We start from the raw sequence: 25,738 nt of genomic DNA on the forward strand, positions 1-25,738 counted from the left end.
CCTCATCGCCGGCAAGCCAGCTCCCACAGGTGTGGTATAGGCCTGATGGGCAGTGGTGTACCTGTGGGAGCTGGCTTGCCGGCGATGAGGCCGGGCCTGCTTACTCGCCAGTGGCTACGCCATGTTGCGGATCGTTGATCCACTCACTCCACGACCCGGCATACAGCTTGCCCAGCGGGTACCCGGCCAACGCCAGGGCAAACAGGTTATGACACGCCGTCACCCCTGACCCGCAATACGCCACCAACTGCTCCGGCGCCCGCCCGGCCAGCTTTTCGGCAAAGCGCTGTTTTAGCTGGTCCGGCTGCAGAAAACGCCCATCAGCCCCCAGGTTGTCGGTGAACGCCGCGCACTGCGCCCCCGGAATATGCCCCGCCACCGGGTCGATCGGTTCCACTTCGCCACGGAAACGCGGCAAGGCGCGCGCATCGATCAAGGTCAGGTCTGCGTTACCCAAGCGCTTGGCCAGGTGCTCGGCATCGATCAGCAGCTTGCCGTCCGGCTCACCGTTGAAGGTGCCTTCCCGCTTGAGCGGCGGGTCCAGGCTGAGCGGCAGGTGCGCCGCATGCCAGGCCTTCAGGCCACCGTCGAGGATCGCCACGCCGCTGCGCTTGCCCAGCCAGGCCAGCAGCCACCAGGCACGGGCAGCAAAAGCGCCAGGGCCGTCATCGTACAGCACCACCTCGCTGTCATCGTCCAGGCCCCACTCTCGCAGGCGCTCGACCAGCCGGCGCGCATCCGGCAACGGGTGGCGCCCGGTACGCCCCTTGCTCACCGGCCCGCTGAGGTCACGCTCCAGGTCGGCAAAATGCGCCCCGGCAATATGCCCCTGGGCATAGCTGCGTTGGCCATAGTCCACATCCTCGAGGGCAAAGCGGCAGTCGAGGATCACCAACTTGGGCGAGCCCAGACGCTCGGCCAACTGCTGCGGGGTGATCAATTGCGCAAGGGGCATGACAATCTCCTGATCGATGGCACTATCGATAACACTGAGGCCCTGGGTTAGTGCTCCAGGGCCTGGTTGAACGGTACATGGAATTCCTGGCAAAGGGCGTCCACGGCATTGCGGGCGTTGTCGGTGACGAAGCCCAGCTCCAGCACCAGTACCTGGTAGACGCCGCGCTTGAAGGCTTCTTCACCCAGGTGCGCGGAATGCTCCCGCGTGGTGCTGAGAAAACGTACCCAGGACGTCAATACGATCCAGGCGTTGATGGTCAGCGATTCGATCTGCGCTGGTACCATGGCCAGGATGCCCGCCTCGACGAAGCCGCGGTAGATCGCCTGGCCCTGGCGCAGGCAGCGCTCGGAAAAGCGGCGATAACGGGCGGCCAGCTCCGGGTCGCTGTCCAGCAGGTGCTCCAGGTCGCGGTGCAGAAAACGGTAGTTCCACATCGCCGCCAGCAGGGCCTTGAGGTAGAAGCGCTTGTCCTCCACGGTCGCCGCGCGGCCTTGCGGCGGGCGCAGGAAGCTGTCCACCAGTTCTTCGTACTGGCTGAACAGCAAAGCGATGATCGCCTGCTTGTTGGGGAAGTGGTAATAAAGGTTGCCGGGCGAAATTTCCATGTGCGCGGCAATGTGGTTGGTACTGACGCTGCGTTCGCCCTGCTGGTTGAACAGCTCGAGGCTGTTCTGCACGATGCGCTCTCGGGTCTTCATGCGCGGGGCCATGCTCAGCTCCCAGTCTGCGGGCCTTCATCAAAGGGTCATCTTACGGCGTATTGGCGGTGGAATGCACCGCTCGACAACGCGGAAAATTCGCACCATCGTACAAATTAGAGTATAGGCTCTAGGGATTCCCTGCCCGGACTCGACGCCGCCATGAACTCGCCCAGTGCCTTGCCCCCTGTGCAATCCGACCTCGACCTTGCGGCGACGTTCGCCACCCAGCGCCAGGCCTTTGCCGGCAACCCCTTGCCAGCGGCGGCGCAGCGGCGCCAATGGCTGAAAAGCCTGCGGGAAGCCTTGCTGGCCGGCCAGGCCGAACTGATCGAGGCAATCGGCCAGGACTTTGAGGGGCGCAGCGCCGACGAGACCCTGCTGGCCGAGCTGCTGCCCTCGGTGCAAGGCCTGCGCCACGCCGAAAAGCACCTGCAGCGCTGGATGCGCGCCAGCCGGCGCAAGGTCGGCCTGGCCTTCCAGCCGGCCAGCGCGCAGGTGCGCTACCAACCCCTGGGCGTGGTCGGCATCATCGTGCCGTGGAACTACCCGCTGTTCCTTGCCATCGGCCCGCTGACCTGTGCCCTGGCCGCCGGCAACCGGGTCATGCTCAAGCTCAGCGAAGCCACGCCTGCCACTGGCCAGGCGCTCAAGCAACTGCTGGAGCAGGTGTTCCCCACCGATCTGGTCAGCGTGGTGCTCGGCGAAGTCGAGGTAGGCCAGGCCTTTGCCCGCCTGCCGTTCGATCACCTGCTGTTCACCGGCGCCACCAGCGTGGGGCGCCAGGTAATGCTGGCTGCGGCGCACAACCTGACCCCCGTCACCCTGGAACTGGGCGGCAAGTCGCCAGCCATTGTCTCGGCCGACGTACCGCTGGACAGCGCCGCCGAGCGCATCGCCTTCGGCAAGACCCTGAACGCCGGCCAGACCTGCGTCGCCCCAGACTACGTGCTGGTGCCACGCGAGCGCCTGGAGGCCTTCAGCGACGCCTACCAGCGTGCTGTACGCCGGCTGTACCCGCGCATCGCCGGCAACCCCGACTACACCGCCATCATCAACCCGCGCCAACTGCAGCGCTTGCAGCATCTACTGGACGATGCCCACGCCAAAGGTGCGCAGGTACTCGACCTGTACCCCGGTGAAACCCGCCAGGGCCGGCGCCTGCCACCCCACCTGCTGCTGGGGGTGAACGACGGCATGCAGGTGATGCAGGACGAAATCTTCGGCCCATTGCTGCCGCTGGTGCCCTACGACAGCCTCGAGCAGGCACTGGCCTACATCAACCAGCGCCCCCGCCCGCTGGCGCTTTACTACTTCGGCTATGACCGCGCAGCCCAGGAGCAGGTGCTGCGCCACACCCACTCCGGCGGAGTGTGCCTGAACGACACCCTGCTGCACGTGGCCCAGGATGACTTGCCGTTCGGCGGCATCGGCCCTTCAGGCATGGGCCATTACCATGGCCACGACGGTTTCCTGACCTTCAGCAAGGCCAAGGCGGTGCTGGCCAAGCAACGCTTCAACGCTGCCCGGCTGATCTACCCGCCTTATGGCAAAGCCTTGCAGCGCCTGGTCTTCAAGCTTTTCATCCGCTGAGGGCCGGCCCATGCACCGCCGCGAACTGCTGCGCTTCAGCCTTGGCGCCAGCGTCTTTCTGGCGAGTACCAGCCTGGTCGGCTGCAGCGCACAGACAGCCGCAACGGGTTACCAGGTACTGCGCGACGACGACCTGCCGCTGCTGCGCGCGCTGATCCCGGTGGTACTGGCCGGCACCCAGGCCGCCGAGACACTGGTGCTGCATAGCCTCGACCACAAGCTGGCGGCGCTGTCGCCGGAAATGCTCAAACTCACCCGGCAGTTGTTCGACGTGCTCAACCTGCCGCTCACCCGCGGCCCCCTGACCGGTGTCTGGGGAGCCTGGGAACGAGCCAGCGCCGCGCAGGTCACGGCCTTCCTGCAACGTTGGCAGGACAGCTCGCTGAACCTGCTGCGCATGGGCCACGCCTCGCTGCTGCAGTTGCTGCAGATGGCCTGGTACGAACGCCCCGAATCCTGGGCCGCCTGCGGCTACCCCGGACCACCGAAAATCTGAAAACAACAAGAGCAGCGCCAATGCCTGTACCCGACCCGTTTCGCCAAGGCCTGGAAAGCGGCTGGATCACCCACGACGCCTCGCGCCTGGAGCACGACCTCACGCTGGAAGCCGACGTTGCCGTGATCGGCAGCGGTGCCGGTGGCGCTACCAGCGCGCAAATGCTCAGCACTGCCGGCTTCAAGGTGCTGCTGATCGAAGAAGGCCCGCTGAAGACCAGCAGCGATTTCCACCTGCTGGAAAACGAAGCCTATGCCAGCCTGTACCAGGAAGGCCTGGGCCGCATGAGCAAGGACGGCGCCATCACCATTCTCCAGGGCCGCGCCGTGGGCGGCACCACGCTGGTCAACTGGACCTCGAGCTTTCGCACGCCGCCACAGACCCTGGCGCACTGGGCCGCAGCCCACAACGTGAGCGGCCTGGGCGAGGAGCAGATGCGCCCCTGGTTCGAGCGCATCGAGCAGGAACTGGGCATCACCCCTTGGGCCCTGCCACCGAACGCCAACAACGACGTGCTGCGACGTGGCTGCGAACAGCTGGGCTACCGCTGGGCGGTGATCCCGCGCAACGTGCGCGGCTGCTGGAACCTGGGCTACTGCGGCATGGGTTGCCCGGTGAATGCCAAGCAGTCGATGCTGGTCACGCGTATTCCCGCCACCCTCGAACAAGGCGGCGAGCTGCTGTACCTGGCTCGGGCCGAGCGCGTCGAACACAACGCCGAGCGCATCCAGGGCCTGTCATGCCAGGCGCTGGATAGCCAGGGCATACACACCACCGGCCGGCAGATCCGCGTTCGCGCGCGTCACTACATCCTTGCCGGTGGCGGCATCAACAGCCCGGCCCTGCTGCTGCGTTCCGACGCGCCCGACCCGCATGGCCGCCTGGGCAAACGGACCTTCCTGCACCTGGTCAACTTCAGCGCAGCACGCTTCAACGACCGTATCGACCCCTACTACGGCGCCCCGCAGTCCATCTACAGCGACCATTTCCAATGGCAAGGCGGCAGCGACGGCCCGGTTGGCTACAAGCTGGAAGTACCACCGCTGCACCCGGCCCTGGCCAGCACCCTGCTGGGCGGGCACGGCCACGAGAATGCCCGGCGCATGGCCGAGCTGCCACATACCCACGTGATGCTGGCGCTGCTGCGTGACGGCTTCCACCCACAAAGCCAGGGCGGGGCCGTGGAGCTGCGCGGCGATGGCTCACCGGTGCTCGATTACCCGGTCACCGACTACCTGCGCGACGGCCTGCGCCGCGCCTACCGCAGCATGGCGCAGATCCAGTTCGCCGCCGGCGCCACCCAGGTCACCCCCGTGCACAGCGATGCCAGCGCCGCGTCCAGCCTGGAGCAGGCCTTGGCCATGATCGACCAGTTGCGCCTGGAGCCGTTCCGCACGCGCCTTGGCAGCGCTCACGTGATGGGTGGCTGCGCCCTCGGCGACGACCCGCGCCAGGCGGTATGCGACAGCCTTGGCCGCCATCACCAGCTGGAAAACCTGTCGGTTCACGACGGCTCGCTGTTCCCCACCAGTATCGGCGCCAACCCGCAACTGTCGGTGTATGCCATCAGCGCCAGGCTCACCGAAGCGCTGGTCGCCCGCCTGGCACACAGCGCATGACAAGGAACAGGCCCCCTGTCTATAGTGCCATCAGCCGGCCGCATGACTTGGCCGGGGCGCCGTCGCTGCGCTACCATCCGACTCCCCAACGCACTCCAGCCAGGATGACGCGATGAACCGAGTGTTGTACCCGGGTACTTTCGACCCCATTACCAAAGGCCATGGCGACCTGGTCGAGCGCGCCTCGCGGTTGTTCGACCACGTGATCATCGCGGTGGCGGCCAGCCCGAAGAAAAACCCGCTGTTCCCGCTGGAACAACGGGTGGAGCTCGCCCGTGAGGTCACCAAGCACCTGCCCAATGTCGAAGTCATCGGCTTCTCTTCGCTGCTGGCGCATTTCGCCAAGGAACAGGGCGCCAACGTCTTCTTGCGTGGCCTGCGTGCGGTGTCCGACTTCGAGTACGAGTTCCAGCTGGCGAACATGAACCGGCAACTGGCTCCCGACGTCGAGAGCCTGTTCCTCACGCCTTCGGAGCGCTACTCGTTCATTTCCTCGACCCTGGTCCGGGAAATTGCCGCGCTGGGCGGTGATATCAGCAAATTCGTCCACCCGGCGGTGGCCGAGGCGCTGACCGAACGCTTCAAGAAGTGACCTTTAGCGGCTGATCATCGCGCCCGCGTGCACTGCGGGCGCGAATGCGGCACAATTGTGCCCACTGCGTTGAACATGCCCGGGCGCAGAGCCCCGGCCGGAGTCCCCATGTCCCTGATCATCACCGACGATTGCATCAACTGCGACGTCTGCGAACCCGAGTGCCCGAACGAGGCCATCTCCCAAGGCGAAGAGATCTACGTGATCGACCCTAACCTGTGCACCCAGTGCGTGGGCCATTACGACGAGCCGCAATGCCAGCAGGTCTGCCCGGTCGACTGCATCCCGCTGGATGAAGCGCACCCGGAAACCGAAGAAGAGCTGATGGCCAAGTACCGCCGGATTACTGGCAAGGCCTGATATCAGGTCAGCCCTCATCGCCGGCAAGCCAGCTCCCACAGAGATATCATCGCTCTCGAGAGCTGTGCAGTACCTGTGGGAGCTGGCTTGCCGGCGATAGGGCCTCAAGCCTCAGCGCTGGCAGCGCGGGCAATACACACTCGCCCTCTGCCCCAGCTTCACCTCGCGCAACTCCGTGCCACACACCTTGCACGGCTGCCCGCCCCGCCCGTACACGAACAATTCCTGCTGGAAGTACCCCGGCTGCCCGTCGCCACCGATGAAGTCGCGTAGCGTGGTGCCGCCCTGCTCGATCGCCGCCGCCAGCACGCGCTTGATCTCGATCGCCAGCTTCAGGTAACGCGCCCGGGAAATCCCGCCCGCTTCCCGACGAGGGTCAATGCCGGCGGCAAACAGCGCCTCGGTGGCGTAGATGTTGCCCACCCCCACCACCACCGCGTTGTCCATGATGAACGGCTTGACCGCCATCGACCGCCCACGGGACAGCTGGAACAGCCGCTCGCCATCGAACAGGTCGGTCAGCGGCTCCGGCCCCAGGCGCAGCAGCAGTTCGTGGTTGAGCGGGTCCAGGCTCCACAGCATCGCGCCAAAGCGGCGCGGGTCGGTGTAGCGCAGCATCAACCCCGACTCCAGCTCGATATCCACGTGCTCATGCTTGGCCGCCGGCAAGCCCAGCTCGACCAGGCGAAGGTTGCCCGACATGCCCAGGTGACTGATCAGGGTGCCGACCTCGGCATTGATCAACAGGTACTTGGCGCGCCGCTCGACACTGACGATGCGCTGCCCCGACAGGCGCACATCCAGGTCTTCCGGAATCGGCCAGCGCAGGCGCCGGTCACGCACCACCACCCGGCTGACGCGCTGGCCTTCCAGGTGGGGCGCAATACCGCGCCGGGTGGTTTCTACTTCTGGCAATTCCGGCATGTGTCAGTGCCCGCCCAACTCGCGAATGTTCTGCTTGAGGTTTTCGAAATCGTATTCCGACAAGCCAATGTAATCGAGCACCAGCGGGCCGACCACATTCCATTCGTGGTCCACGGCCTGGTTGCCCAGCACCCGGTACGACGCGCAGATGTGCTCGGCCATCTTCAGCACCGCCAGCAGGTTTTTAAGCTGGCTTTGGGTATTGTGCGAACTCTCGTCGCGGAACACCGCCACGGCGTTGTGGTGGTTGGCAATGGCCGCGCTGAGGTGCTCGGGCAGGCGCCAGGACTTGGCAGTGAAATAGCCGACCACCGAATGGTTGGTGTTGAACGCGCGGTTTTCGGTGTCGACCACGCGGGTTTCCTCGTCGGCCTTGGCATAGGCCTCTTCCAGCACATCCATGTAGTCGGGGAAGCGCTTGAGCATCAGCGGCACGCCACAGTCATGGAACAGGCCCAGGGTGTAGGCCTCGTCCGCCGCCTGGATGCCGGTGCGCTTGGCCAGGGTCAGGCAGGTCATTGCCACATCCTGGGCGGTGTCCCAGAAGCGGTTGAGGGTAACGATGGTCTCGTCGCTCATCTCGCCCTTGATCGACTGGGCGTTGATCAGGTTGATGATCGAACGGCTGCCCAGCAGGTTCACCGCGCGCTGGATCGAACCGATCTTGTTGGAAAGGCCGAAATGCGGGGAGTTGACCAGCTTGAGCAAGGCGCCCGAGAGGCCCGGGTCCTGGGAAATCAGCTTGGCGATGGTTTCCAGGTCCGGGTCAGGCATGTACTGCTCGAACTGCAGATCGACCATGATCTGCGGTTGCGGCGGGATAGTGATGCCTTGCAAGGCTTGCTGGATCTGTTCGGCGCTGAGTTCTTGGGACATACGTGCACACTCGTTTGGGACCGGCGATTCTAACCCTCCAGACCGGAAAGGAACCAACCACTGAATCGTTGCGCCGGAACTTTACTGTATCCATCCGTGCCTCTTTCTCATATTCATCAAGGAAAGGAGCAAGGCCCATGAGTGCAGAACTGAACGGCAAGCGAGTAGCTTTCCTGGTCACCGACGGCTTCGAGCAAGTGGAACTGACAGGCCCTCGCGAGGCCCTGGAACAGAGCGGCGCGGTGGTGGATATCCTCAGCGACAAGGAGGGCACGGTACGCGGCTGGAACCACGACCAGCCGGCCGACGCATTCGCCGTGGACGCAACCTTCGAAAGCGCCCACCTGGACCTCTACGATGCCCTGGTGCTGCCCGGCGGCGTGCAAAACTCTGACACGATTCGGTTGATCCCCGCCGCGCAGAAACTGGTGAAAAGCCACGATTCGGCTGGCAAGCCGCTGGCGGTGATCTGCCACGGTGGCTGGTTGCTGGTGTCGTGCGGGTTAGCCAAGGGCAAGCGGCTGACCAGCTACAAGACCCTGCAGGACGACATCCGCAATGCCGGCGGAGACTGGGTGGATGAAGAAGTGGTAGTCGATGGCAACCTGATCACCAGCCGCCAACCCGATGACATTCCGGCGTTCAACCAGCAACTGATCAAGGCATTGGCAGCCTGACGCCATCTCATGGCCTACGCGAGACCTGCAGGAGCGGCCTTGTGTCGCGAAAGGGCCGCAAAAGCGGCCCCGGCAATCCATGCAGCGCTGCTGAAACCCTGGGGCTGCTGCGCAGCCCTTTCGCGACACAAGGCCGCTCCCACAACGGGCATGCGGCCCGGCAACAGGCTATAATCCCGCTCTTTTTTCCCGGAGCGACGTCATGTCCCTGCCCAGCCTACGCCTCAAAGCCAATGCCGACCGCCGCCTGCGCGCCGGCCACCTGTGGGTCTACAGCAACGAAGTCGACGTCAGCGCGACCCCGCTGCAAGGCTTCCAGGCCGGCCAGCAGGCTGTTCTCGAGGCGGCCAACGGCAAGCCGCTGGGTATCGTCGCACTGAGCCCGAACAACCTGATCTGCGCCCGCCTGCTGTCGCGCGACGCCAAGCTGCCGCTGGACAAGTCGCTGCTGGTGCACCGCCTGAACGTCGCCCTGTCGCTGCGCCAGCGCCTGTTCGACCAACCGTGCTACCGCCTGGTCTATGGCGATTCCGACCTGTTGCCAGGCCTGGTTGTCGACCGCTTCTTCGACATCCTCGTGGTGCAATTGGCCTCGGCCACCATGGAAGCGCACAAGGACGACGTGATTGCAGCCCTGGTACAGGTGCTCAAGCCAAGCGGCATCCTGTTCAAGAACGACTCCTCCGCGCGTGACGCCGAAGGCCTGCAGCGCTATGTCGAGACCGTCTATGGCGAAGTGCCGGACTGGGTGCCGCTGGAAGAAAACGGCGTCAAGTTCGAAGCCCCGGTACGCGAAGGCCAGAAGACCGGCTGGTTCTACGACCACCGCATGAACCGTGCACGCCTGGCGCCGTACGTGAAAGGCAAGCGGGTGCTCGACCTGTTCAGCTACATCGGTGGCTGGGGCGTGCAAGCCGGTGCCTTCGGCGCCAGCGAAGTGTTCTGCGTCGACGCCTCGGGCTTTGCCCTGGACGGCGTGGAGCGTAACGCCGCGCTGAACGGTATCAGCGAGAAACTGACCTGCATCGAAGGCGATGTGTTCGAGGCCCTGCGCGAACTGAAGGCCGCCGAAGAGCGCTTCGACGTGATCATTGCCGACCCACCCGCCTTCATCAAGCGCAAGAAAGACTTGAAGAACGGCGAAGCGGCCTACCGCCGCCTGAACGAACAGGCCATGCGCATGCTGACCAAGGACGGCATCCTGGTCAGCGCCTCGTGCTCGATGCACCTGCCCGAGGACGACCTGCACAACATCCTGCTGACCAGCGCCCGTCACCTGGACCGCAACCTGCAGTTGCTCGAACGCGGCGGCCAGGGCCCGGACCACCCGGTGCACCCGGCCATCGCCGAAACCCGCTACATCAAGAGCATCACCTGCCGGTTGCTGCCTAACAGTTAAGGACAATTCCCGGACTTAACGATCGTGGCCTCGGCGCACACAGCCGAGGCCCTTCCTTCACCTCGTACAACACTGTCAATGCATGGCGGGCACCTAGCATTTTTGCCAGTTGCCTTCGCCAAGTCGCGGGAATCCAATAGGCCATCCACTCGGGCAATTTTTGGAGATCACGCCAGTGAACAACGACCAGTATCAAGTAGAATTAAAGGCCCCCACACTCAAAGAAGCAAACGACGAAAATTTCGTACCGTTAGAAACTTTGAACACGGGCATCACTGTCCTAATTCCTTGGTCAGACTTGTTTGAGGAAGGCGACCACATCGCAATAGGCGTGGGTGGCACAGGCAGCTTTTTCTTCATAGCAGAAGAAGACATTGGCCGCACGATGGAACACTTCATCCCTGGCGAGAAACTACGCGAGGAACATGGGCGCCGCGTTAATCTTTCCTACTTGAATCTTAGAATACCCGAGACAATCCCACCCTCCACAGATTATGATTTTGAGGCAGAGCTTTACCGCCCTGTAATTGAAAACTTACAGGATGGAACTCTTCCGTGGGACACTGTGAAAAAAGGCTTTAGCATATCAATACCCATTTACCCTGACGCAACGCTTGCCGATCTCGTTCGACTCTTCTTCGTTGGTTCCTATCAACGCTCCAGCAGAATAATTGATGTACCTCTTGAAAAACTGGATGAACCTGTCGTTATCAGTATCGACAAAGCGCTATCCATCCAGACAAATGGAGGAGAAGTTCACGTCATTTATCAAATCATCCGCGATGGCAAGGCACGCACCTCCCCTTCAATAAGCTTTATGAGCGAAGCTCAAGTTTTCGCCCCAAATCCCGCTCACATAATTAAAGCTGCCGAGTGCACCCCCACTTTCATGGACCGCGTCGAGTCTGGCACAGGAAAAATGGCATTTAGTACAGAGCTGGGCGCACCACTCCAAGGGGGCGAAGAGGTTTTCCTGTTAGCACTGAATAGCGCACGCATTCAAAATGAGATTTCTCAAACAACCATAACAGCGCCTACAAAAACAGTAGAGCACACACTTTCAAAATCCATACTTTTTTACCTAGGGAACTTTAAACTAATAACACTGGTACATACCTCATCAGGCACCTACACGTCTAACACGCATTTCGTAGCACTGGTCTAAAACACAGCCCCAAGCAGTAGAGTCATATAAACTTGCATGGTCCCTTCGACAAGCCCGAGACGGTCGCTCGCTGAGTACCAGCGGGCCACTGGACTGGGAAGGTCCATTGAGGGTGTATCTCGTGAAGCCGCACATGCGGCGGTCGGGTCATAATCAGCTTGGGACGGCAGGTCAGCCCTGGACCGGCGTTTCGGGAGCGTCCTACAAGTGACCAGTCATTAGGCGAAAGCCACCGCCCAGACACATCTCCATTCCCTCGCCGCGCCAGCGGTGTAGAATCGGCCTATTCATCGCCAGTCATCCCCGGCGGGTTTATGAGCTCTGCCCAAGCACGCGGCGATCCCGCGCGGTCTTCGGCCCCATCCGTGCCAGTGGCAACCGGCCTGCGGTACAAAGGAAAAGAGAAGCTCACTCCCCTTTTTGTGACCTGATTAAGCCGCCAGGAGTGTTTCATGCCTGATTATCGTTCCAAGACTTCCACCCAAGGCCGCAACATGGCCGGCGCCCGTGCCCTGTGGCGCGCCACCGGGATGAAGGACGAAGACTTCAAGAAACCGATCATCGCCATCGCCAACTCGTTCACCCAGTTCGTCCCGGGCCACGTGCACCTGAAGGACCTGGGCCAGCTGGTCGCCCGCGAAATCGAACGCGCCGGTGGCGTGGCCAAGGAATTCAACACCATCGCGGTCGATGACGGCATCGCCATGGGCCACGACGGCATGCTCTACTCGCTGCCAAGCCGCGAGATCATCGCCGACGCCGTGGAGTACATGGTCAACGCCCACTGCGCCGACGCCATCGTGTGCATCTCCAACTGCGACAAGATCACCCCCGGCATGCTGATGGCCGCCCTGCGCCTGAACATCCCGGTAATCTTCGTCTCCGGCGGCCCGATGGAAGCCGGCAAGACCAAGCTGGCCAGCCACGGCCTGGACCTGGTCGACGCCATGGTCATTGCCGCCGACTCCTCGGCTTCCGACGAAAAAGTCGCCGAATACGAGCGCAGCGCCTGCCCGACCTGCGGTTCGTGCTCCGGCATGTTCACCGCCAACTCGATGAACTGCCTGACCGAAGCCCTGGGCCTGGCCCTGCCGGGCAACGGCTCGACCCTGGCCACCCACGCCGACCGCGAGCAGCTGTTCCTCACTGCCGGCCGCACCATCGTCGAGCTGTGCAAGCGCTACTACGGCGAGAACGATGAGTCGGTACTGCCGCGCAACATCGCCAACTTCAAGGCGTTCGAGAACGCCATGATGCTCGACATCGCCATGGGCGGCTCGACCAACACCATCCTGCACCTGCTGGCTGCCGCCCAGGAAGCCGAGGTGGCGTTCGACCTGCGCGACATCGACCGCCTGTCGCGCAAGGTGCCGCAGCTGTGCAAGGTTGCGCCGAACATCCAGAAATATCACATGGAAGACGTGCACCGTGCCGGCGGCATCTTCAGCATCCTCGGCTCGCTGGCCCGTGGCGGCCTGCTGCACACCGACCTGCCGACCGTGCACAGCCGCAGCATGGAAGAAGCCATCGCCAAGTGGGACATCACCCAGACCGATGACGAAGCCGTGCACACCTTCTTCAAGGCCGGCCCTGCCGGCATCCCGACCCAGACGGCATTCAGCCAGTCGACCCGTTGGGAATCCCTGGATGACGACCGTGAGAACGGCTGCATCCGCAGTGTCGAGCACGCCTATTCGCAGGAAGGCGGCCTGGCCGTGCTGTACGGCAACATCGCGCTGGACGGCTGCGTGGTGAAAACCGCCGGTGTCGACGAGTCGATCCTGGTGTTCGAAGGCACCGCGAAGATCTTCGAGAGCCAGGACAGCGCCGTACGCGGCATCCTCGCCGACGAAGTGAAGGCCGGCGACATCGTGATCATCCGCTACGAAGGCCCGAAAGGTGGCCCGGGCATGCAGGAAATGCTGTACCCGACCTCGTACCTGAAGTCCAAGGGCCTGGGCAAGGCTTGCGCCCTGCTCACCGACGGCCGCTTCTCGGGCGGCACCTCGGGCCTGTCGATCGGCCACGCCTCGCCGGAAGCCGCCGCTGGCGGCGCCATCGGCCTGGTGCGCGACGGCGACAAGGTGCTGATCGACATCCCGAATCGTTCGATCAACCTGCAGGTCAGCGACGAAGAGCTGGCCGAGCGCCGTGTCGAGCAGGACAAGAAGGGCTGGAAACCGGCTGAAGTACGCCCACGCAAGGTGACCACCGCGCTGAAGGCCTATGCCCTGCTGGCGACCAGTGCCGACAAGGGCGCTGTACGTAACAAGGCGATGCTGGAAGGGCTGTGAGGCTCTGACGGTATGAATGAAGAACCGGCGCCCTGGGCGCCGGTTTTTTTATACCTGTGATTTGTGTGCTGCTCGTACTGGCCCTATCGCCGGCAAGCCAGCTCCCACAGAGACCACACAGTTCTGAAGGCCTGTGTGTTCCCTGTGGGAGCTGGCTTGCCGGCGATAGGGCCAGTACAGGCGAAACACCAACTACTGAATCTGCTCCGGCGTCACGATCACCCAGTTCTTGTCCGCCGTCACCGGCAGCCCTTCCTTGGCCTGCGCCGCGGCATTCCTGGCAATCATCCCGTTCATCTGGTCCATGTACTTGGCCTTGCGGTTTATCCACAGGTGGATGCCACCTTTGCCCACATCCACCCCATGAAACTGCATGTAGCCATCACTGGTCGGCGTATCGCCCCCCACCAGCACCGGTTTCTTCCACTCATCGATATAGGTCAGGATCGCCGCCTGCTTGCCTGCCATCCAGGTGGCCGGGGTCCACAGGTACGGGGTCAGCTCCAGCCCCACGTTGGCCTTGGCATCATAGTGCCCGGCGCTGATCTGCTTGCGCGCGGTGGTCAACTGGCCGCTGGCGCGGTCCTTCAGCAGCAGGCTCACGCCAATCACATTCTGCGGTTTCACGTTGTAGCCGTACTTGGGGTCCGACGCGACCATGCGCACCAGTTCCTCGGAAGCAGCGGAAATCACATAGACCTCGATACCATTCTCCATCAGCTTGTTGTACAGCTCGGCCTGGCCCGTGAAGACCTTGGGTGGCTGTACCTCGATGGCCTTGACCTGGTCCCCTTCGTAATAGGTGGCCGGGATCGGTTTGCCGGAGGCCATCAGCTCATCCACCTGCACCTTCAGCTCCTGCAAGGTAAAGCCGGAGAACACCTGGGCCACCCACGGGTAGCAGACCATGTCGTCCACTTCGCACAGCCGGTAGTAGTAACTGAACAGGCTTTCCTTGTGCTCGGCGGTGTCCTTGAACGGCATCAGCTTCAAAGAGGGGTCGAGCTTGTCGCGGCTCAGCAGGCCCTTGTTTTCCATGAACGGCAGCAAGGCCTCTTCAAGGTCGTAGCGGTAACTGGTGTTGTCCATGTCGAAGACAGCGTAGTTACCCTTGTTGGCATTGGCGGCAATCATGCCGTCGAGCTGCCTGGCTGCCTCGGCGGGCCAGTGCTTGAGCTCGGTGGCGAAGGTTTCGATACTGAACAGCAGGGACAGGCCGATGGCGACGGCTTTCGGAGCGAACTTCATGTACGAATCTCCTGAAATGACCCCGAAACGCTAGTGCAACAATCCCCGCCGGCAGCCCTTGATAACGACCTCCATGCAGCTGCAAACGCCGTGTTCATTGCAATCCGCGACACGCCGTTATTCCATAAACGACTATGCACATTCCATTTGGGTATAAATTCGTTTGTTTTCAGCCTGTTAGCATTTCCGTTCGCAATCGCTCACAGAGGCGATGCCTCTTCTGCTTTTTTCTGCTGGAGCTTCAATGAACCTGCCGCTGTCCCTTAACCTGCTGGCGTTCCTGGCCCTGTTGCTGGGCCTGGCACAAACCCGCCGCACCGACTGGAGCCTGGCCAGGAAAGTATTGCTGGGCCTGGTGCTGGGCGTGGTGTTCGGCCTGATCCTGCATACCATCTACGGCGCTGGCCACCCCGTACTCAAGGCCACCATCGCCTGGCTCGACCTGGTCGGCAACGGCTACGTCGGCCTGTTGCAGATGATCGTCATGCCGCTGATCTTCGCCTCGATCCTCAGTGCCGTGGCGCGCCTGCACAATGCCTCGTCGTTGGGCCGCATCAGTGTGCTGAGCATCGGCACCCTGCTGCTGACCACCGCCATCGCTGCGTTGATCGGCATCGTCCTGACCAACCTGTTCGGCCTCAGCGCCGAAGGCCTGGTGGCCGGCGCCCAGGAAAGCGCGCGCATGCAGGTTATCCACAGCGACTACGCCGGCAAGGTCGCCGACCTCAACATCCCGCAACTGCTGCTGTCGTTCATCCCCAGCAACCCGGTAGGTGACCTGGCACGGGCCAAGCCGACCTCGATCATCAGCGTGGTGATCTTTGCCGTGTTCCTCGGCCTGGCCGCGCTGCAGCTGATCAAGGACGATGCCGAGAAAGGCGAACGCGCGCTGTCGGCCATCGACACCCTGCAGGCCTGGGTGATGCGCCTGGTGCGGGTGGTGATGAAGCTGACCCCGTATGGCGTACTGGCGCTGATGACCAAGGTGGTGGCCAGCTCGAACATGGAAGACATCCTCAAGCTGGGCAGCTTCGTGGTGGTGTCGTACCTGGGCCTGGCGCTGATGTTCGTGGTGCACGGCGTTATCCTCGCCGCCACCGGCGTGAGCCCGCTGCGCTTCTTCCGCAAGGTGTGGCCGGTGCTGACCTTCGCCTTCACCAGCCGCTCCAGTGCCGCCAGCATTCCGCTGAACATCGAAGCGCAAACCCGCCGCCTGGGCGTACCGCAGTCGATTGCCAGCTTCAGCGCATCATTCGGTACCACCATTGGCCAGAACGGCTGCGCAGGCCTCTATCCCGCCATGTTGGCGGTGATGGTGGCGCCGGCGGTGGGCATCGATACCTTCGACCCGCTGTGGATCGCCACCCTCGTGGCCATCGTCACCTTGAGTTCGGCAGGTGTTGCCGGCGTAGGTGGCGGTGCAACTTTCGCCGCGCTGATCGTGCTGCCGGCCATGGGCTTGCCGGTGGAGCTGGTGGCGTTGCTGATTTCGGTGGAGCCGCTGATCGACATGGGCCGCACGGCGTTGAACGTGAACGGTTCGATGACCGCAGGGGTGGTGACCAGCCAACTGCTGAAAGAGACCGACAAGGATGTGCTGGCTGGCGATGAACATGCCGAGCTGAGTCATTCCTGACAGATTGCCGGGGGCGCGTTGCGCCCCTGTCGCGACATAAGGCCGCTCCTACAATGGCCCAGCGTACGCCGATCAATGTGGGAGCGGCCTTGCCGGGGCGCCGGACCGGTCGGATAGGGCTGCTAGGCAGCCCCGGCAATCTCAAACCTTGTCCCAGACCTCGAAATGATACCCAGGCTTGCCTTCCTCAGCCTGCGCCTCGCTCGACACCAAGGTCCACTGCCCCCGATCAAACTCAGGGAACCACGCATCCCCTTCCGGCGACAACTCGACCCGCGTCAGGTACATGCGGCTGACCAGCCCTTTCTCCAGCGCCTGCCCATACAGCTGCGCCCCGCCAATCAGCATCAGCTCATCGACACCGGCCTCCCGCGCCCACTGCTCGGCCCGCACCAGTGCCTCTTCCAGCGAGCCGAACACCTCGGCCCCCGCCAGCTCCAGCCCAGCCTGCCGGCTGACGACGATATTCAACCGCCCGGGCAATGGCCTGCCCAGCGAGTCCCAGGTCTTGCGCCCCATGATGATCGGCTTGCCCAGGGTAGTGGCCTTGAAGTACTTGAAGTCCCCCGGCAAATGCCAGGGCATGGAGTTGTCGATGCCGATCACGCGGTTCTCGGCGTGAGCCGCGATCAGGCTGAGGGGGAGTGATGTATTCATGCCAGCGAGGATAGCACCGGGCGTGTGGGTTATGCTTCTGCCCTGACCTGTGCAATGGAAGACCTTGTGACCGCACCGACTTCACTGGACAAGCGCTGGCTCACCGAAGCGGTACGCCTGCGCGAGGAACATGCCGGCCCCCTGGAGGACCAGGAAGCCAACCGCCGCGCCCGCCAGGCAGGCGGTGACCTGGCAGCCCGCATCGAAACCCGCGCCCTGTTCCTGGCCGAACGCGACGGCATCAGCACCGCCCTGCGCCACTGGAAACAGGGCGCTCGCCTGGCGCTGCTGGCCTTGCTGGTGCTGGCCGTGCTCAGCGGCGCAGGGTTGGCACTGGCCGCCTTGGGCGACGGGCAGCGCCCGGTGAATGTGTTCTGGGCCCTGGGCAGCCTGCTCGGGCTGAACCTGCTGATGCTGCTGGGCTGGGCCATCGGCTTTGCCCTTAGCGGCGAGCATGGCGCGGGGCTGGGCCGCCTGTGGCTGTGGCTGAGCGAACGCTTTGCCCGTGACGCCAAGGCCGCGCACCTGGCACCGGCGCTGCTGGTGCTGCTGCAACGCCAGCGCCTGAACCGCTGGCTGCTCGGCCTGCTGGTGCATGGCCTGTGGCTGCTGGCGATGATCACCGCACTGGGCATGCTGCTGGCCTTGCTGGCAACCCGGCGCTATGGCTTTGTCTGGGAGACCACCCTGCTCGCCGCCGACCCGTTCATCCACCTGACCCAAGCCTTGGGCGCGCTGCCTTCGTTGCTGGGCTTCACGGTACCCGACGAGACCATGATCCGCGCCAGCGGCGACAGCCAGCCGGCCCTGGACCTGGCGCGCCAAGCCTGGGCCAGCTGGCTGCTTGGCGTGGTGCTGGTGTACGGCCTGCTGCCGCGCCTGCTGTTGGCCGGGGTGTGCCTGTGGCGCTGGCGCCAAGGCCGCCAACGCCTGGCGCTGGACCTCAGCCTGCCCGGCTACGCGCAGCTGCGTGAAGCGCTGATGCCACGCAGCGAACGCATCGGTGTCCAGGATGCCGCGCCCGAAGCCTTGCCGCAGTTTGCCGCTGGCCAGCTGGAAAGTGGCAGCAGCGGCGCCCTGCTGGTCGGCCTGGAGCTGGACGACCAGCACCCCTGGCCACCCGCCCTGCCGAAAAGCGTGACCAGTGCCGGCGTGCTCGACAGCCGCGAATCGCGCAACCGCCTGCTCGAACAGCTCAGCCGTTTTCCGCCGGCACGCCTGGCCATCGCTTGCGACCCGCGCCGTTCGCCCGACCGCGGCAGCCTGGCTCTGCTCGCCGAGCTGGCACGCAATGCCGGCGCCACCCGCATCTGGCTACTGCAGGCCGCACCGGGCGAGGCCCTGGACGCCCAGCGCCTGGGCGACTGGCACGAAGCCCTCGACCGCCTTGGCCTGGCGCATGCCGATACCTCGCCGCTGACCTGGCTGGAGCATGGCCATGACTGAGCCGCTGAAACTGGCCGTGGTCGGCCACACCAACGTCGGCAAGACTTCGCTGCTGCGCACCCTGACCCGTGACGTCGGCTTTGGCGAGGTTTCCCACCGCCCCAGCACCACCCGCCATGTGGAAGGTGCGCGGCTGTCGGTGGACGGCGAACCCTTGCTCGAGCTGTACGACACCCCGGGCCTGGAAGACGCCATCGCCCTGCTCGACTACCTCGAACGCCTGGAGCGCCCGGGCGAGCGCCTGGACGGCCCGGCCCGCCTCGAGCGCTTTCTGCAAGGCAGCGAGGCACGCCAGCGTTTCGAGCAGGAGGCCAAGGTGCTGCGCCAGCTGCTGGCCAGCAATGCCGGCTTGTATGTGATCGACGCCCGCGAACCGGTGCTGGCCAAATACCGCGACGAACTGGAAGTGCTGGCCAGTTGCGGCAAGCCGCTGCTACCGGTGCTCAACTTCGTCGCCAGCCACCAGCACCGCGAGCCGCAATGGCGTGAAGCCCTTGCCAGGCTTGGGCTTCACGCGTTGGTGCGGTTCGACAGCGTGGCCCCGCCAGAGGATGGCGAGCGCCGGTTGTACGAAAGCCTGGCCCTGCTGCTGGAAGACGCCCGCCCGGCCCTGCAGCGGCTGATCGACGACCAGCAGGCACAGCGCCTGGCGCGTCGGCACAGCGGCAAGCGCCTGATTGCCGAGCTGCTGCTGGACTGCGCCGCCTGCCGGCGCAGCGTCGAGGCCGAACCGGCTGCCGAAGCCCGGGCCATCGAGGCATTGCGGCAAGAGGTGCGCCAGCGCGAGCAGCGCTGTGTCGAGGCACTGCTCAAGCTGTATGCCTTCCGCCGCGAGGACGCCCATGCCAGCGACCTGCCGTTGCTGGATGGCCGTTGGGGCGATGACCTGTTCAATCCCGAAACCTTGAAACTGCTGGGCGTGCGCTTGGGCAGTGGTGTGGCCGCCGGTGCTGCGGCGGGTGCCGGGGTAGACCTGCTGGTCGGCGGCCTGACACTGGGGGCTGCCGCCCTGGCCGGGGCGATTGCCGGCGGCGCGCTGCAGACGGCGCGCAACTATGGGTCGCGGTTGATGGGCAAGCTCAAGGGCAAGCGCGAGCTGACGGTGGACGACACGGTGTTGCGCTTGTTGGCCTTGCGTCAGCAGCAGTTGATGGTGGCGCTGGAAAACCGCGGGCATGCGGCGCAGGACAGCATTCGGCTGGGGGAGCTGGACGAGAAGGCCTGGCGGGAGGGCAAGTTGCCGGAGGCGCTGAGCAAGGCGCGGGCGCATCCGCAGTGGTCCACCCTCAACCCTGGGGCGAAGCTGAACCAGGCTGAGCGGCAGGAACAGCTGGAGGCGCTGGTTTCACAGTTTTGATCAAGCAGGTCTGGCCTCTTCGCGGGTAAACCCGCTCCCACAGGTATCTCACATTCCTTGAGATGTGCACTATTCCTGTGGGAGCGGGTTCACCCGCGAAGAGGCCCGCACAGGCAGCCCACATCTCATAGTAATGCCAAAGCCTTCCGCTTCAACCCATCCAGGTCAATCACCGCCACCCCGACCACTTTGGCCCGCTCATCCCACTCCCTCATCCGCAAGCTCACCTCGAACAGCGGATCCCGCTCGAACACATCCGCCTCGTCCTCGCTCATCACGCCCCCCTGATACTCCAAGGTCCGCCGGCTCGCCTCACTCAACCGCTGGTAATACCCAGGCTGGCGCAAAGTCAGGTAGCGCTTGGCCTCCACGTGATACTGCACCAGCCGCGCCATGCGTTCGCCAAAACCACAGCGGCGTAAATACTCGGCGCCGATGCGCTCATGGCTGACCACGCCATAGCCGCCCATGCTGCCGTCACCGCCGCACAGGTGGCCGATGTCGTGGAAGAACGCCGCCAGCACCACTTCGTCGTCGAAGCCTTCGGCCATGGCCAGTTGCGCGGCCTGGGACATGTGTTCGAGCTGGGTGATGGCTTCGCCGATGTAGTCGTCACTACCGTGGCGTTCGTACAGCGCGAAGGTGCTGTCGATGATCTGGGCTGGGGTGGGCATCACTGTTTATTCCTGGCTGGATTGCAGCAGTGGCTTCTTCGCGGGCATGCCCGCTCCCACAAGGATCGCACACAGCTGAACGACTGCGCGGTACCTGTGGGAGCGGGCGCGCCCGCGAAGAGGCCGGTGCAGGTTACTGCTGAGCCACCTTCTCCGACTTGCCGTCATAGCGCTTGCGCCACTCGGCCAGGATCTGGTCACGGTTCTTCGAGGCCCAGGCAAAGTCGTTCTTGATCAGGCGCTGTTCATAGTCCGCCGGCAGTTCGGTCTGCGGCTTGGCAATACCCGGGGCAGCCAGCACGGCGAAGTTCTCCTTGTACAGCTCCATGGCCGCCGGGCTTGCCGAGAAATCAGCCAGGCGCTTGGCCGCATCCGCTTTTGGCGAACCTTTGATCACCGCAGTCGCCTCGATCTCCCAACCCAGGCCTTCCTTCGGCAGCACGATGTCCAGCGGCGCGCCCTGGCGCTTGAGCTGCACGGCCGGGTACTCGAACGAGATACCGATCGGGAATTCACCCGCTGCGGCAAGCTTGCACGGCTTGGAACCGGAATGAACGTACTGGCCGATGTTCTGGTGCAGCGCATCCATGTACGCCCAACCCTGCGGCTCGCCAAAGGTCTGCAGCCAGGCACTGACATCCAGGAAGCCGGTGCCGGACGAGGCCGGGTTCGGCATGACGATCTTGCCCTTGTACTCGGGCTTGGTCAGGTCCTGCCAGCTCACCGGCTTGCTCAGGCCCTGCTTCTCGGCCTCGATGGTATTGAAGCAGATGGTCGCGGCCCACACGTCCATGCCGACCCAGGCTGGTGGGTTGGCAGCATCGCGGTAATTGGCGGCAATCTTGCCCAGGTCCTTCGGTGCGTAGGCTTCGAGCATGCCGTTCTGGTCGAGGATGGCCAGGCTGGAAGCAGCCAGGCCCCACACTGCGTCGGCTTGCGGGCGGTCTTTCTCGGCCAGCAGCTTGGCGGTGATGATGCCGGTGGAGTCACGAACCCACTTGATCTCGATGTCCGGGTTGGCCTTCTCGAAGGCCTGCTTGTAGCTCTTCAGCTGTTCGGCTTCCAGGGCGGTGTAGACCGTCAGCTGGGTACCAGCGGCCGAAGCCTGCAGGCTGAACACGGCGGAAACGGCAGCGGCAAGTGCAAGGTGCTTGTACATGGGTAGGTTCCTTACAGGTCAGACGGTCGCGGCGCGTTGGCGCCAGGCTTGGGAGCGGCGCAGCAGGCCGCGTGAGGCTGCGGCCAGCAGCAGTGAAGCGCCGGCACTGGTCAGCAGGATCAGGGTGGACATGGCGGCGGCACCACCGACGTTGCCGGCGTCATCCATGTTCAGCACGGCGACGGCAGCCAGGATGGTGTCGGGGCTGTACAGGAAGATCGCCGCCGACACGGTGGTCATCGCCGAAACGAACAGGTAGCGGATGATGTCCAGCAGCGTCGGCAGGCAGATCGGCACGGTAACCCGCAGGAAGTGCCTGTACAGCGGCGCCTTCAGCGACAGCGCGGCGGCCTCGAACTCGCCGTCGAGCTGGCGCAGGGCGGTGGTCGCGGTCATCTGCGCGGTGGTCAGGTAGTGGGCGATGGTGCACACCACCAGCAGCCCCATGCCGCCGTAGAACACATGCAGAGGGTTGCCGTTCAGGTTGAAGAAGAATACGTAGCCCAGGCCCAGCACCAGGCCCGGCACGGCCATGGGGATGAAGCTGAGCAGGCGCAGCGCCTGGTTGAGCAGGCGTTGGCCCTGGGTCTTCTCCATCAGGTAGGCGCCGGTGAAGATCACGATGCTGCCGATCAGCGCGGTGCCGATGGCCATGGTCACGCTGTTGCGGTAGGCCAGCCAGCCACCACCGGCGGTGTCCTCGAACATGTAGTGACGCAGCGACAACGACAGGTTGTAGGGCCAGAAAGTAACCAGCGACGAGTACACCGCCATGCCGATCACCAGCAGCAATGCCGCGCACACCAGCAGCACGATCGCCAGGAAACAGGCATCACGGCCGCGCGACGGCTTGGGCTCGAACACCTGGGCACGGCCGCTCATGGCCTCGCCCTGGCGCCGGCGCAGCCAGGCATCGACGGTAAAGCTGAACAGCGCCGGCAACAGCAGCACCATGCCGATCAGCGCGCCGCGGCCGAACTGCTGCTGGCCGACCACAGCCTTGTAGGCTTCCAGGGCCAGCACCTGATAGTCGCCGCCGACCACGACCGGTACACCGAAGTCGGTGATGGTCAGGGTGAACACCAGGCAGAACGCTGCGAATACTGCCTGGCGCGTGGCCGGCCAGGTGATGCTGGTGAACGCTCGCCAAGGGCCGGCACCCATGCTGGACGCTGCGTCGAACAGGCGTGCATCGGCCAGCGACAGCGCCGACAGCAGGATCATCAGGGCATGCGGGAAGGTGTAGATGGCCTCGCCCAGCACAATGCCCCAGAAGCCATAGATGTTGTCGCTGAGCAACCCGCGCAGCAGCCCCTGGTTACCGAACAGGTAGACCAGGGCGATGGCCGGCAGCATTGACGGCGCCAGCAGCGGCAACAACGAAATCCCCCGCCACAGGCCTTTGCCCGGAATCAGCGTGCGTTGCAGGGCATAGGCGAACAGGTAGGCCAGCGGCACCACGATGGCTGCCACCGTGAAGGCCACCGACAGGCTGTTGCCCAGCAGCCAGTGGAAGTTTTCACTGGCCAACAGTTCGCGGGCCGCCAGCAGGCCGCCACCCTGGCCCGCTTCTGCGCTGAAGCCGCGCCAGAAGATCGCCAGCAGCGGCATCAGCACCGCCAGCACCAGAAGGATCAGCAGCAGGCTCTTGCCGCCGACGACGAACAACCGGTCGCCCAGGGCGACGCCAGCACGCGGCGTGGCCTTGGCCTGGCTCAGCGGCAGGGACATTGGCGCGGCCATCTCAGGCAAACACCTGCAGGCTCTGCGGCGGCAGCGCCACCCAGATGTCCTGCGAGCCCAGCCGCGGCATGGCCTCGGGGGCCAGCTCCGCCAGCAGTGCATGGCCAGGCAGCGCCTTGAGCTCGAAGCTCATGCGGCAGCGGTTACCGAGGAAGGTGATTTCACGGACCATGGCCGGGAACAGGTTTTCTTCGTGCACCGCCGGGTTGACCGTGATCGCCTCCGGGCGGCAGAACAGCCGGCCGCTGCTGGGTCGGGCCGAACCTGGTGCCAGACGCATGTTCATGCCACCGACCTGGGCATGGCTGTCACTGCTGCGCTGGAACGGCAACCAGTTGCCCTGGCCGACGAACTCGGCAACGAACGGCGTGGCCGGCTGGTCGTAGATTTCCTGCGGAGTGGCGTACTGCTCGACCTGGCCGTTGTTCATCACCGCAATGCGGTCGGCCATCAGCATGGCCTCGTCCTGGTTGTGGGTGACCATCAGCGTGGTGATACCCAGCTGGCGCTGCAGCTGGCGCAGTTCGGTGCACAGGTGCTCGCGAACCCGGGCATCCAGCGCCGACATCGGCTCGTCCAGCAGCAGCAACGACGGCGACGGTGCCAGCGCACGGGCCAGGGCCACACGCTGCTGCTGGCCACCGGAAAGCTGACCGGGGTACTTCTTCTCGCTGCCGGCCAGGCCCACCAGTTCGAGCATTTCGGCCACTCGCTGACGGGCCTGATCGCGGCCGCTGCCAGTCAGGCCATAGGCGATGTTGGCTTCGACGGTGAGGTTGGGGAACAGCGCGTAGGACTGGAACAGGATGCCGTAGTCACGGGCCTGGGGTGGCAGCTCCGAGATATCGCGCTCGCCGATGTACAACGTACCGCGGTCCTGGCGCTCCAGGCCGGCGATGCAGCGCAGCAACGTGGTCTTGCCGCAGCCGGACGGCCCGAGCAGGCACACCAGTTCGCCGGCGGCGATGTCCAGCGAGACATCGTTCAGCGCCGTGAAGGCGCCGAAGCGCTTGTGGATGTTGCGCACTTTCATCTGTGCGCCGGGGGTGGTGTGGTTCATGGCAGGGCCTCATCGAAGAGATGGGGGCCATGCTAGGAAGGCTGTGCGAAGGTTCTGTGGCTTTAGGGCAAAAGCGGGTGATAGTGGTATAGGCAGATTTTGTAGTGGCCTTCGCGGGCCCTATCGCCGGCAAGCCAGCTCCCACAGGTACTGCACAGGTTTCAAGGACTGTGGGGTACCTGTGGGAGCTGGCTTGCCGGCGATAGGGCCGGTACAGCCGCTACATGGCTATCAGAAGTGCGAACCGGCCACTTCCTGCGCCACCCCAAGGAAGGCCGCCGGCAACCGGGCCTGGCGCCGCTCCTTCAGGCAATACAGGTACTCATGCATCACCGGCGCGTTCTCCAGCGCCAGCACCCGCAACTCAGGGTTGTGCGGCACCTCGTGCCGGGCAATCACGCTGATGCCGATGTTGCGCAGCACCGCCTCACGGATAGACTCGCGGCTGCCAATCTCCAGCAACGCCCCGGCCTTCACCCCGGCCTCCTGCATCATCTGCTCGGTCAGCTTGCGTGTGGTCGAGCCCTTCTCGCGCATCAGCAGGCAATGCCCGGCCACCACGTCAATGGACACCGCCTGGCGGTGTGCCAACGGGTGGTTGCGATGCACCGCCACCACCAACGGGTCAGTCCCCAGCACCCGCCGCACCAGCCGCGCGTCTTCCAGCAGTTGCGACGAAGCGGCGATATCCACCCGGTAGTCCTCGAGCATCTCCAGCACCTGCTGCGAGTTGCCGATTTCCACCGCCACTTCCACCTGCGGCAGGCGTTCGCGGTAGATCTTCACCAGGTCGAGAATGTAGTAAGGCGCCGTGGCCGCGATGCGCAGGCTGCCCTGGGCCTGGCCGCTGTTGCGCAGCTCGAACTCGATGTCGGCCTCCTGCTGCAGCAGTGCCTTGACCATCGGCAGCAGGCGCACGCCCTCCTCGCTCAGCACCAGGCGCCGCCCGCCGCGGTAGAACAGCTCCACCGCGTACTGGCTCTCCAGGTTGCGAATCTGCGTGGTCACCGTGGGCTGGCTGAGGCCGAGCTTCTTCGCCGCCAGGGTGATGCTGCCCAGGCGGGCCACCATGTAGAAGGCTTTAAGCTCCGAACTCAGCATGCACGT

At 64.1% G+C, this 25,738-nt stretch carries 23 protein-coding genes; 12 read left to right on the forward strand and 11 right to left on the reverse strand.

The features are described 5' to 3' along the window. Window positions 1-100 precede the first annotated feature (100 nt). The gene (locus tag ABX298_RS09085) at window positions 101-955 is read right to left on the reverse strand and encodes a sulfurtransferase (protein ID WP_025340980.1); all 855 of its coding nucleotides are present in this window, start codon (window positions 953-955) and stop codon (window positions 101-103) included. 47 nt (window positions 956-1,002) lie between these two features. Continuing rightward, on the reverse strand, window positions 1,003-1,668 hold the full coding sequence (locus tag ABX298_RS09090; RefSeq protein WP_317408849.1) for a TetR/AcrR family transcriptional regulator: 666 nt from the start codon (window positions 1,666-1,668) through the stop codon (window positions 1,003-1,005). A 150-nt stretch (window positions 1,669-1,818) separates the two neighbouring features. On the opposite strand from ABX298_RS09090, the gene ABX298_RS09095 reads away from it, so the two are divergent. The 5 genes from ABX298_RS09095 to ABX298_RS09115 all read left to right on the forward strand — a co-directional run bounded on the left by ABX298_RS09095 (window position 1,819) and on the right by ABX298_RS09115 (window position 6,316). Continuing rightward, window positions 1,819-3,249, forward strand: coding sequence for a coniferyl aldehyde dehydrogenase (locus tag ABX298_RS09095; RefSeq protein ID WP_075046663.1), 1,431 nt, complete (start codon window positions 1,819-1,821; stop codon window positions 3,247-3,249). Window positions 3,250-3,259: 10 nt separating this feature from the next. Continuing rightward, window positions 3,260-3,745 carry a twin-arginine translocation pathway signal protein gene (locus ABX298_RS09100; protein ID WP_075046664.1) on the forward strand — a complete coding sequence of 162 codons (486 nt, stop codon included), beginning with the start codon at window positions 3,260-3,262 and terminating at the stop codon, window positions 3,743-3,745. Between the two features lie 20 nt (window positions 3,746-3,765). Next, the gene (locus tag ABX298_RS09105) at window positions 3,766-5,364 is read left to right on the forward strand and encodes a GMC family oxidoreductase N-terminal domain-containing protein (protein WP_367394331.1); all 1,599 of its coding nucleotides are present in this window, start codon (window positions 3,766-3,768) and stop codon (window positions 5,362-5,364) included. A gap of 112 nt (window positions 5,365-5,476) precedes the next feature. Then, entirely contained in the window at window positions 5,477-5,956 is a 480-nt protein-coding gene (gene coaD / locus ABX298_RS09110) for a pantetheine-phosphate adenylyltransferase (protein ID WP_075046666.1), read from the forward strand. A gap of 108 nt (window positions 5,957-6,064) precedes the next feature. Then, the gene (locus tag ABX298_RS09115) at window positions 6,065-6,316 is read left to right on the forward strand and encodes a YfhL family 4Fe-4S dicluster ferredoxin (protein WP_013974644.1); all 252 of its coding nucleotides are present in this window, start codon (window positions 6,065-6,067) and stop codon (window positions 6,314-6,316) included. Window positions 6,317-6,427: 111 nt separating this feature from the next. Here ABX298_RS09115 and mutM read toward each other — a convergent pair whose 3' ends face one another. Continuing rightward, a complete protein-coding gene (mutM, locus tag ABX298_RS09120; protein WP_010955661.1) occupies window positions 6,428-7,240 on the reverse strand; it encodes a bifunctional DNA-formamidopyrimidine glycosylase/DNA-(apurinic or apyrimidinic site) lyase in 813 nt (270 codons plus the stop codon). Window positions 7,241-7,243: 3 nt separating this feature from the next. Next, window positions 7,244-8,062 (reverse strand): HDOD domain-containing protein, encoded by an 819-nt coding sequence (locus ABX298_RS09125; RefSeq protein ID WP_204249939.1) that lies wholly within the window; start codon window positions 8,060-8,062, stop codon window positions 7,244-7,246. Window positions 8,063-8,253: 191 nt separating this feature from the next. Here ABX298_RS09125 and ABX298_RS09130 point away from each other — a divergent pair, with 191 nt between their 5' ends. The 4 genes from ABX298_RS09130 to ilvD all read left to right on the forward strand — a co-directional run bounded on the left by ABX298_RS09130 (window position 8,254) and on the right by ilvD (window position 13,651). Next, window positions 8,254-8,793, forward strand: a complete 540-nt coding sequence (locus ABX298_RS09130; RefSeq protein WP_025340987.1) for a type 1 glutamine amidotransferase domain-containing protein — start codon at window positions 8,254-8,256, stop codon at window positions 8,791-8,793. A 202-nt stretch (window positions 8,794-8,995) separates the two neighbouring features. Next, the gene (locus ABX298_RS09135; protein ID WP_013974648.1) at window positions 8,996-10,192 is read left to right on the forward strand and encodes a class I SAM-dependent rRNA methyltransferase; all 1,197 of its coding nucleotides are present in this window, start codon (window positions 8,996-8,998) and stop codon (window positions 10,190-10,192) included. A 175-nt stretch (window positions 10,193-10,367) separates the two neighbouring features. Further along, window positions 10,368-11,357 carry a hypothetical protein gene (locus ABX298_RS09140; protein WP_286100725.1) on the forward strand — a complete coding sequence of 330 codons (990 nt, stop codon included), beginning with the start codon at window positions 10,368-10,370 and terminating at the stop codon, window positions 11,355-11,357. Window positions 11,358-11,809: 452 nt separating this feature from the next. Beyond that, on the forward strand, window positions 11,810-13,651 hold the full coding sequence (ilvD, locus tag ABX298_RS09145) for a dihydroxy-acid dehydratase (protein WP_025340988.1): 1,842 nt from the start codon (window positions 11,810-11,812) through the stop codon (window positions 13,649-13,651). Between the two features lie 192 nt (window positions 13,652-13,843). Here the strand turns inward: ilvD and ABX298_RS09150 are convergent, their stop codons facing one another. Beyond that, window positions 13,844-14,899: a haloacid dehalogenase-like hydrolase gene (locus ABX298_RS09150; RefSeq protein WP_317408852.1), complete on the reverse strand. Its 1,056-nt coding sequence runs from the start codon at window positions 14,897-14,899 to the stop codon at window positions 13,844-13,846. A 244-nt stretch (window positions 14,900-15,143) separates the two neighbouring features. Between ABX298_RS09150 and ABX298_RS09155 the strand changes: the two genes are divergently transcribed. Next, complete coding sequence (locus tag ABX298_RS09155; protein WP_367394332.1) at window positions 15,144-16,535, forward strand: L-cystine transporter; 1,392 nt, start codon at window positions 15,144-15,146, stop codon at window positions 16,533-16,535. A 141-nt stretch (window positions 16,536-16,676) separates the two neighbouring features. Here ABX298_RS09155 and ABX298_RS09160 read toward each other — a convergent pair whose 3' ends face one another. Then, entirely contained in the window at window positions 16,677-17,192 is a 516-nt protein-coding gene (locus ABX298_RS09160; protein ID WP_013974654.1) for a dihydrofolate reductase, read from the reverse strand. A gap of 54 nt (window positions 17,193-17,246) precedes the next feature. On the opposite strand from ABX298_RS09160, the gene ABX298_RS09165 reads away from it, so the two are divergent. Further along, entirely contained in the window at window positions 17,247-18,638 is a 1,392-nt protein-coding gene (locus ABX298_RS09165) for a DUF2868 domain-containing protein (RefSeq protein ID WP_367394333.1), read from the forward strand. Then, window positions 18,631-19,995: a GTPase/DUF3482 domain-containing protein gene (locus tag ABX298_RS09170; RefSeq protein ID WP_061550299.1), complete on the forward strand. Its 1,365-nt coding sequence runs from the start codon at window positions 18,631-18,633 to the stop codon at window positions 19,993-19,995. Before ABX298_RS09165 ends, ABX298_RS09170 begins: the two co-directional genes overlap by 8 nt. 125 nt (window positions 19,996-20,120) lie before the next feature. Here ABX298_RS09170 and ABX298_RS09175 read toward each other — a convergent pair whose 3' ends face one another. From ABX298_RS09175 to ABX298_RS09195, 5 genes are all read right to left on the reverse strand, one after another. Next, window positions 20,121-20,669 carry a phosphonate degradation HD-domain oxygenase gene (locus ABX298_RS09175; RefSeq protein WP_286100726.1) on the reverse strand — a complete coding sequence of 183 codons (549 nt, stop codon included), beginning with the start codon at window positions 20,667-20,669 and terminating at the stop codon, window positions 20,121-20,123. 133 nt (window positions 20,670-20,802) lie between these two features. Next, the gene (locus ABX298_RS09180) at window positions 20,803-21,828 is read right to left on the reverse strand and encodes a putative 2-aminoethylphosphonate ABC transporter substrate-binding protein (RefSeq protein WP_085592463.1); all 1,026 of its coding nucleotides are present in this window, start codon (window positions 21,826-21,828) and stop codon (window positions 20,803-20,805) included. 18 nt (window positions 21,829-21,846) lie between these two features. Further along, complete coding sequence (locus tag ABX298_RS09185; RefSeq protein WP_367394334.1) at window positions 21,847-23,571, reverse strand: putative 2-aminoethylphosphonate ABC transporter permease subunit; 1,725 nt, start codon at window positions 23,569-23,571, stop codon at window positions 21,847-21,849. 1 nt (window position 23,572) lies between these two features. Continuing rightward, entirely contained in the window at window positions 23,573-24,631 is a 1,059-nt protein-coding gene (locus ABX298_RS09190; protein WP_075046676.1) for a putative 2-aminoethylphosphonate ABC transporter ATP-binding protein, read from the reverse strand. A gap of 231 nt (window positions 24,632-24,862) precedes the next feature. Then, a complete protein-coding gene (locus ABX298_RS09195; RefSeq protein WP_015272181.1) occupies window positions 24,863-25,732 on the reverse strand; it encodes a LysR family transcriptional regulator in 870 nt (289 codons plus the stop codon). Window positions 25,733-25,738 lie beyond the last annotated feature (6 nt).

The sequence above is a fragment of the Pseudomonas sp. X4 genome (genome assembly GCF_040784925.1).
Lineage (GTDB): Bacteria > Pseudomonadota > Gammaproteobacteria > Pseudomonadales > Pseudomonadaceae > Aquipseudomonas > Aquipseudomonas putida_Z.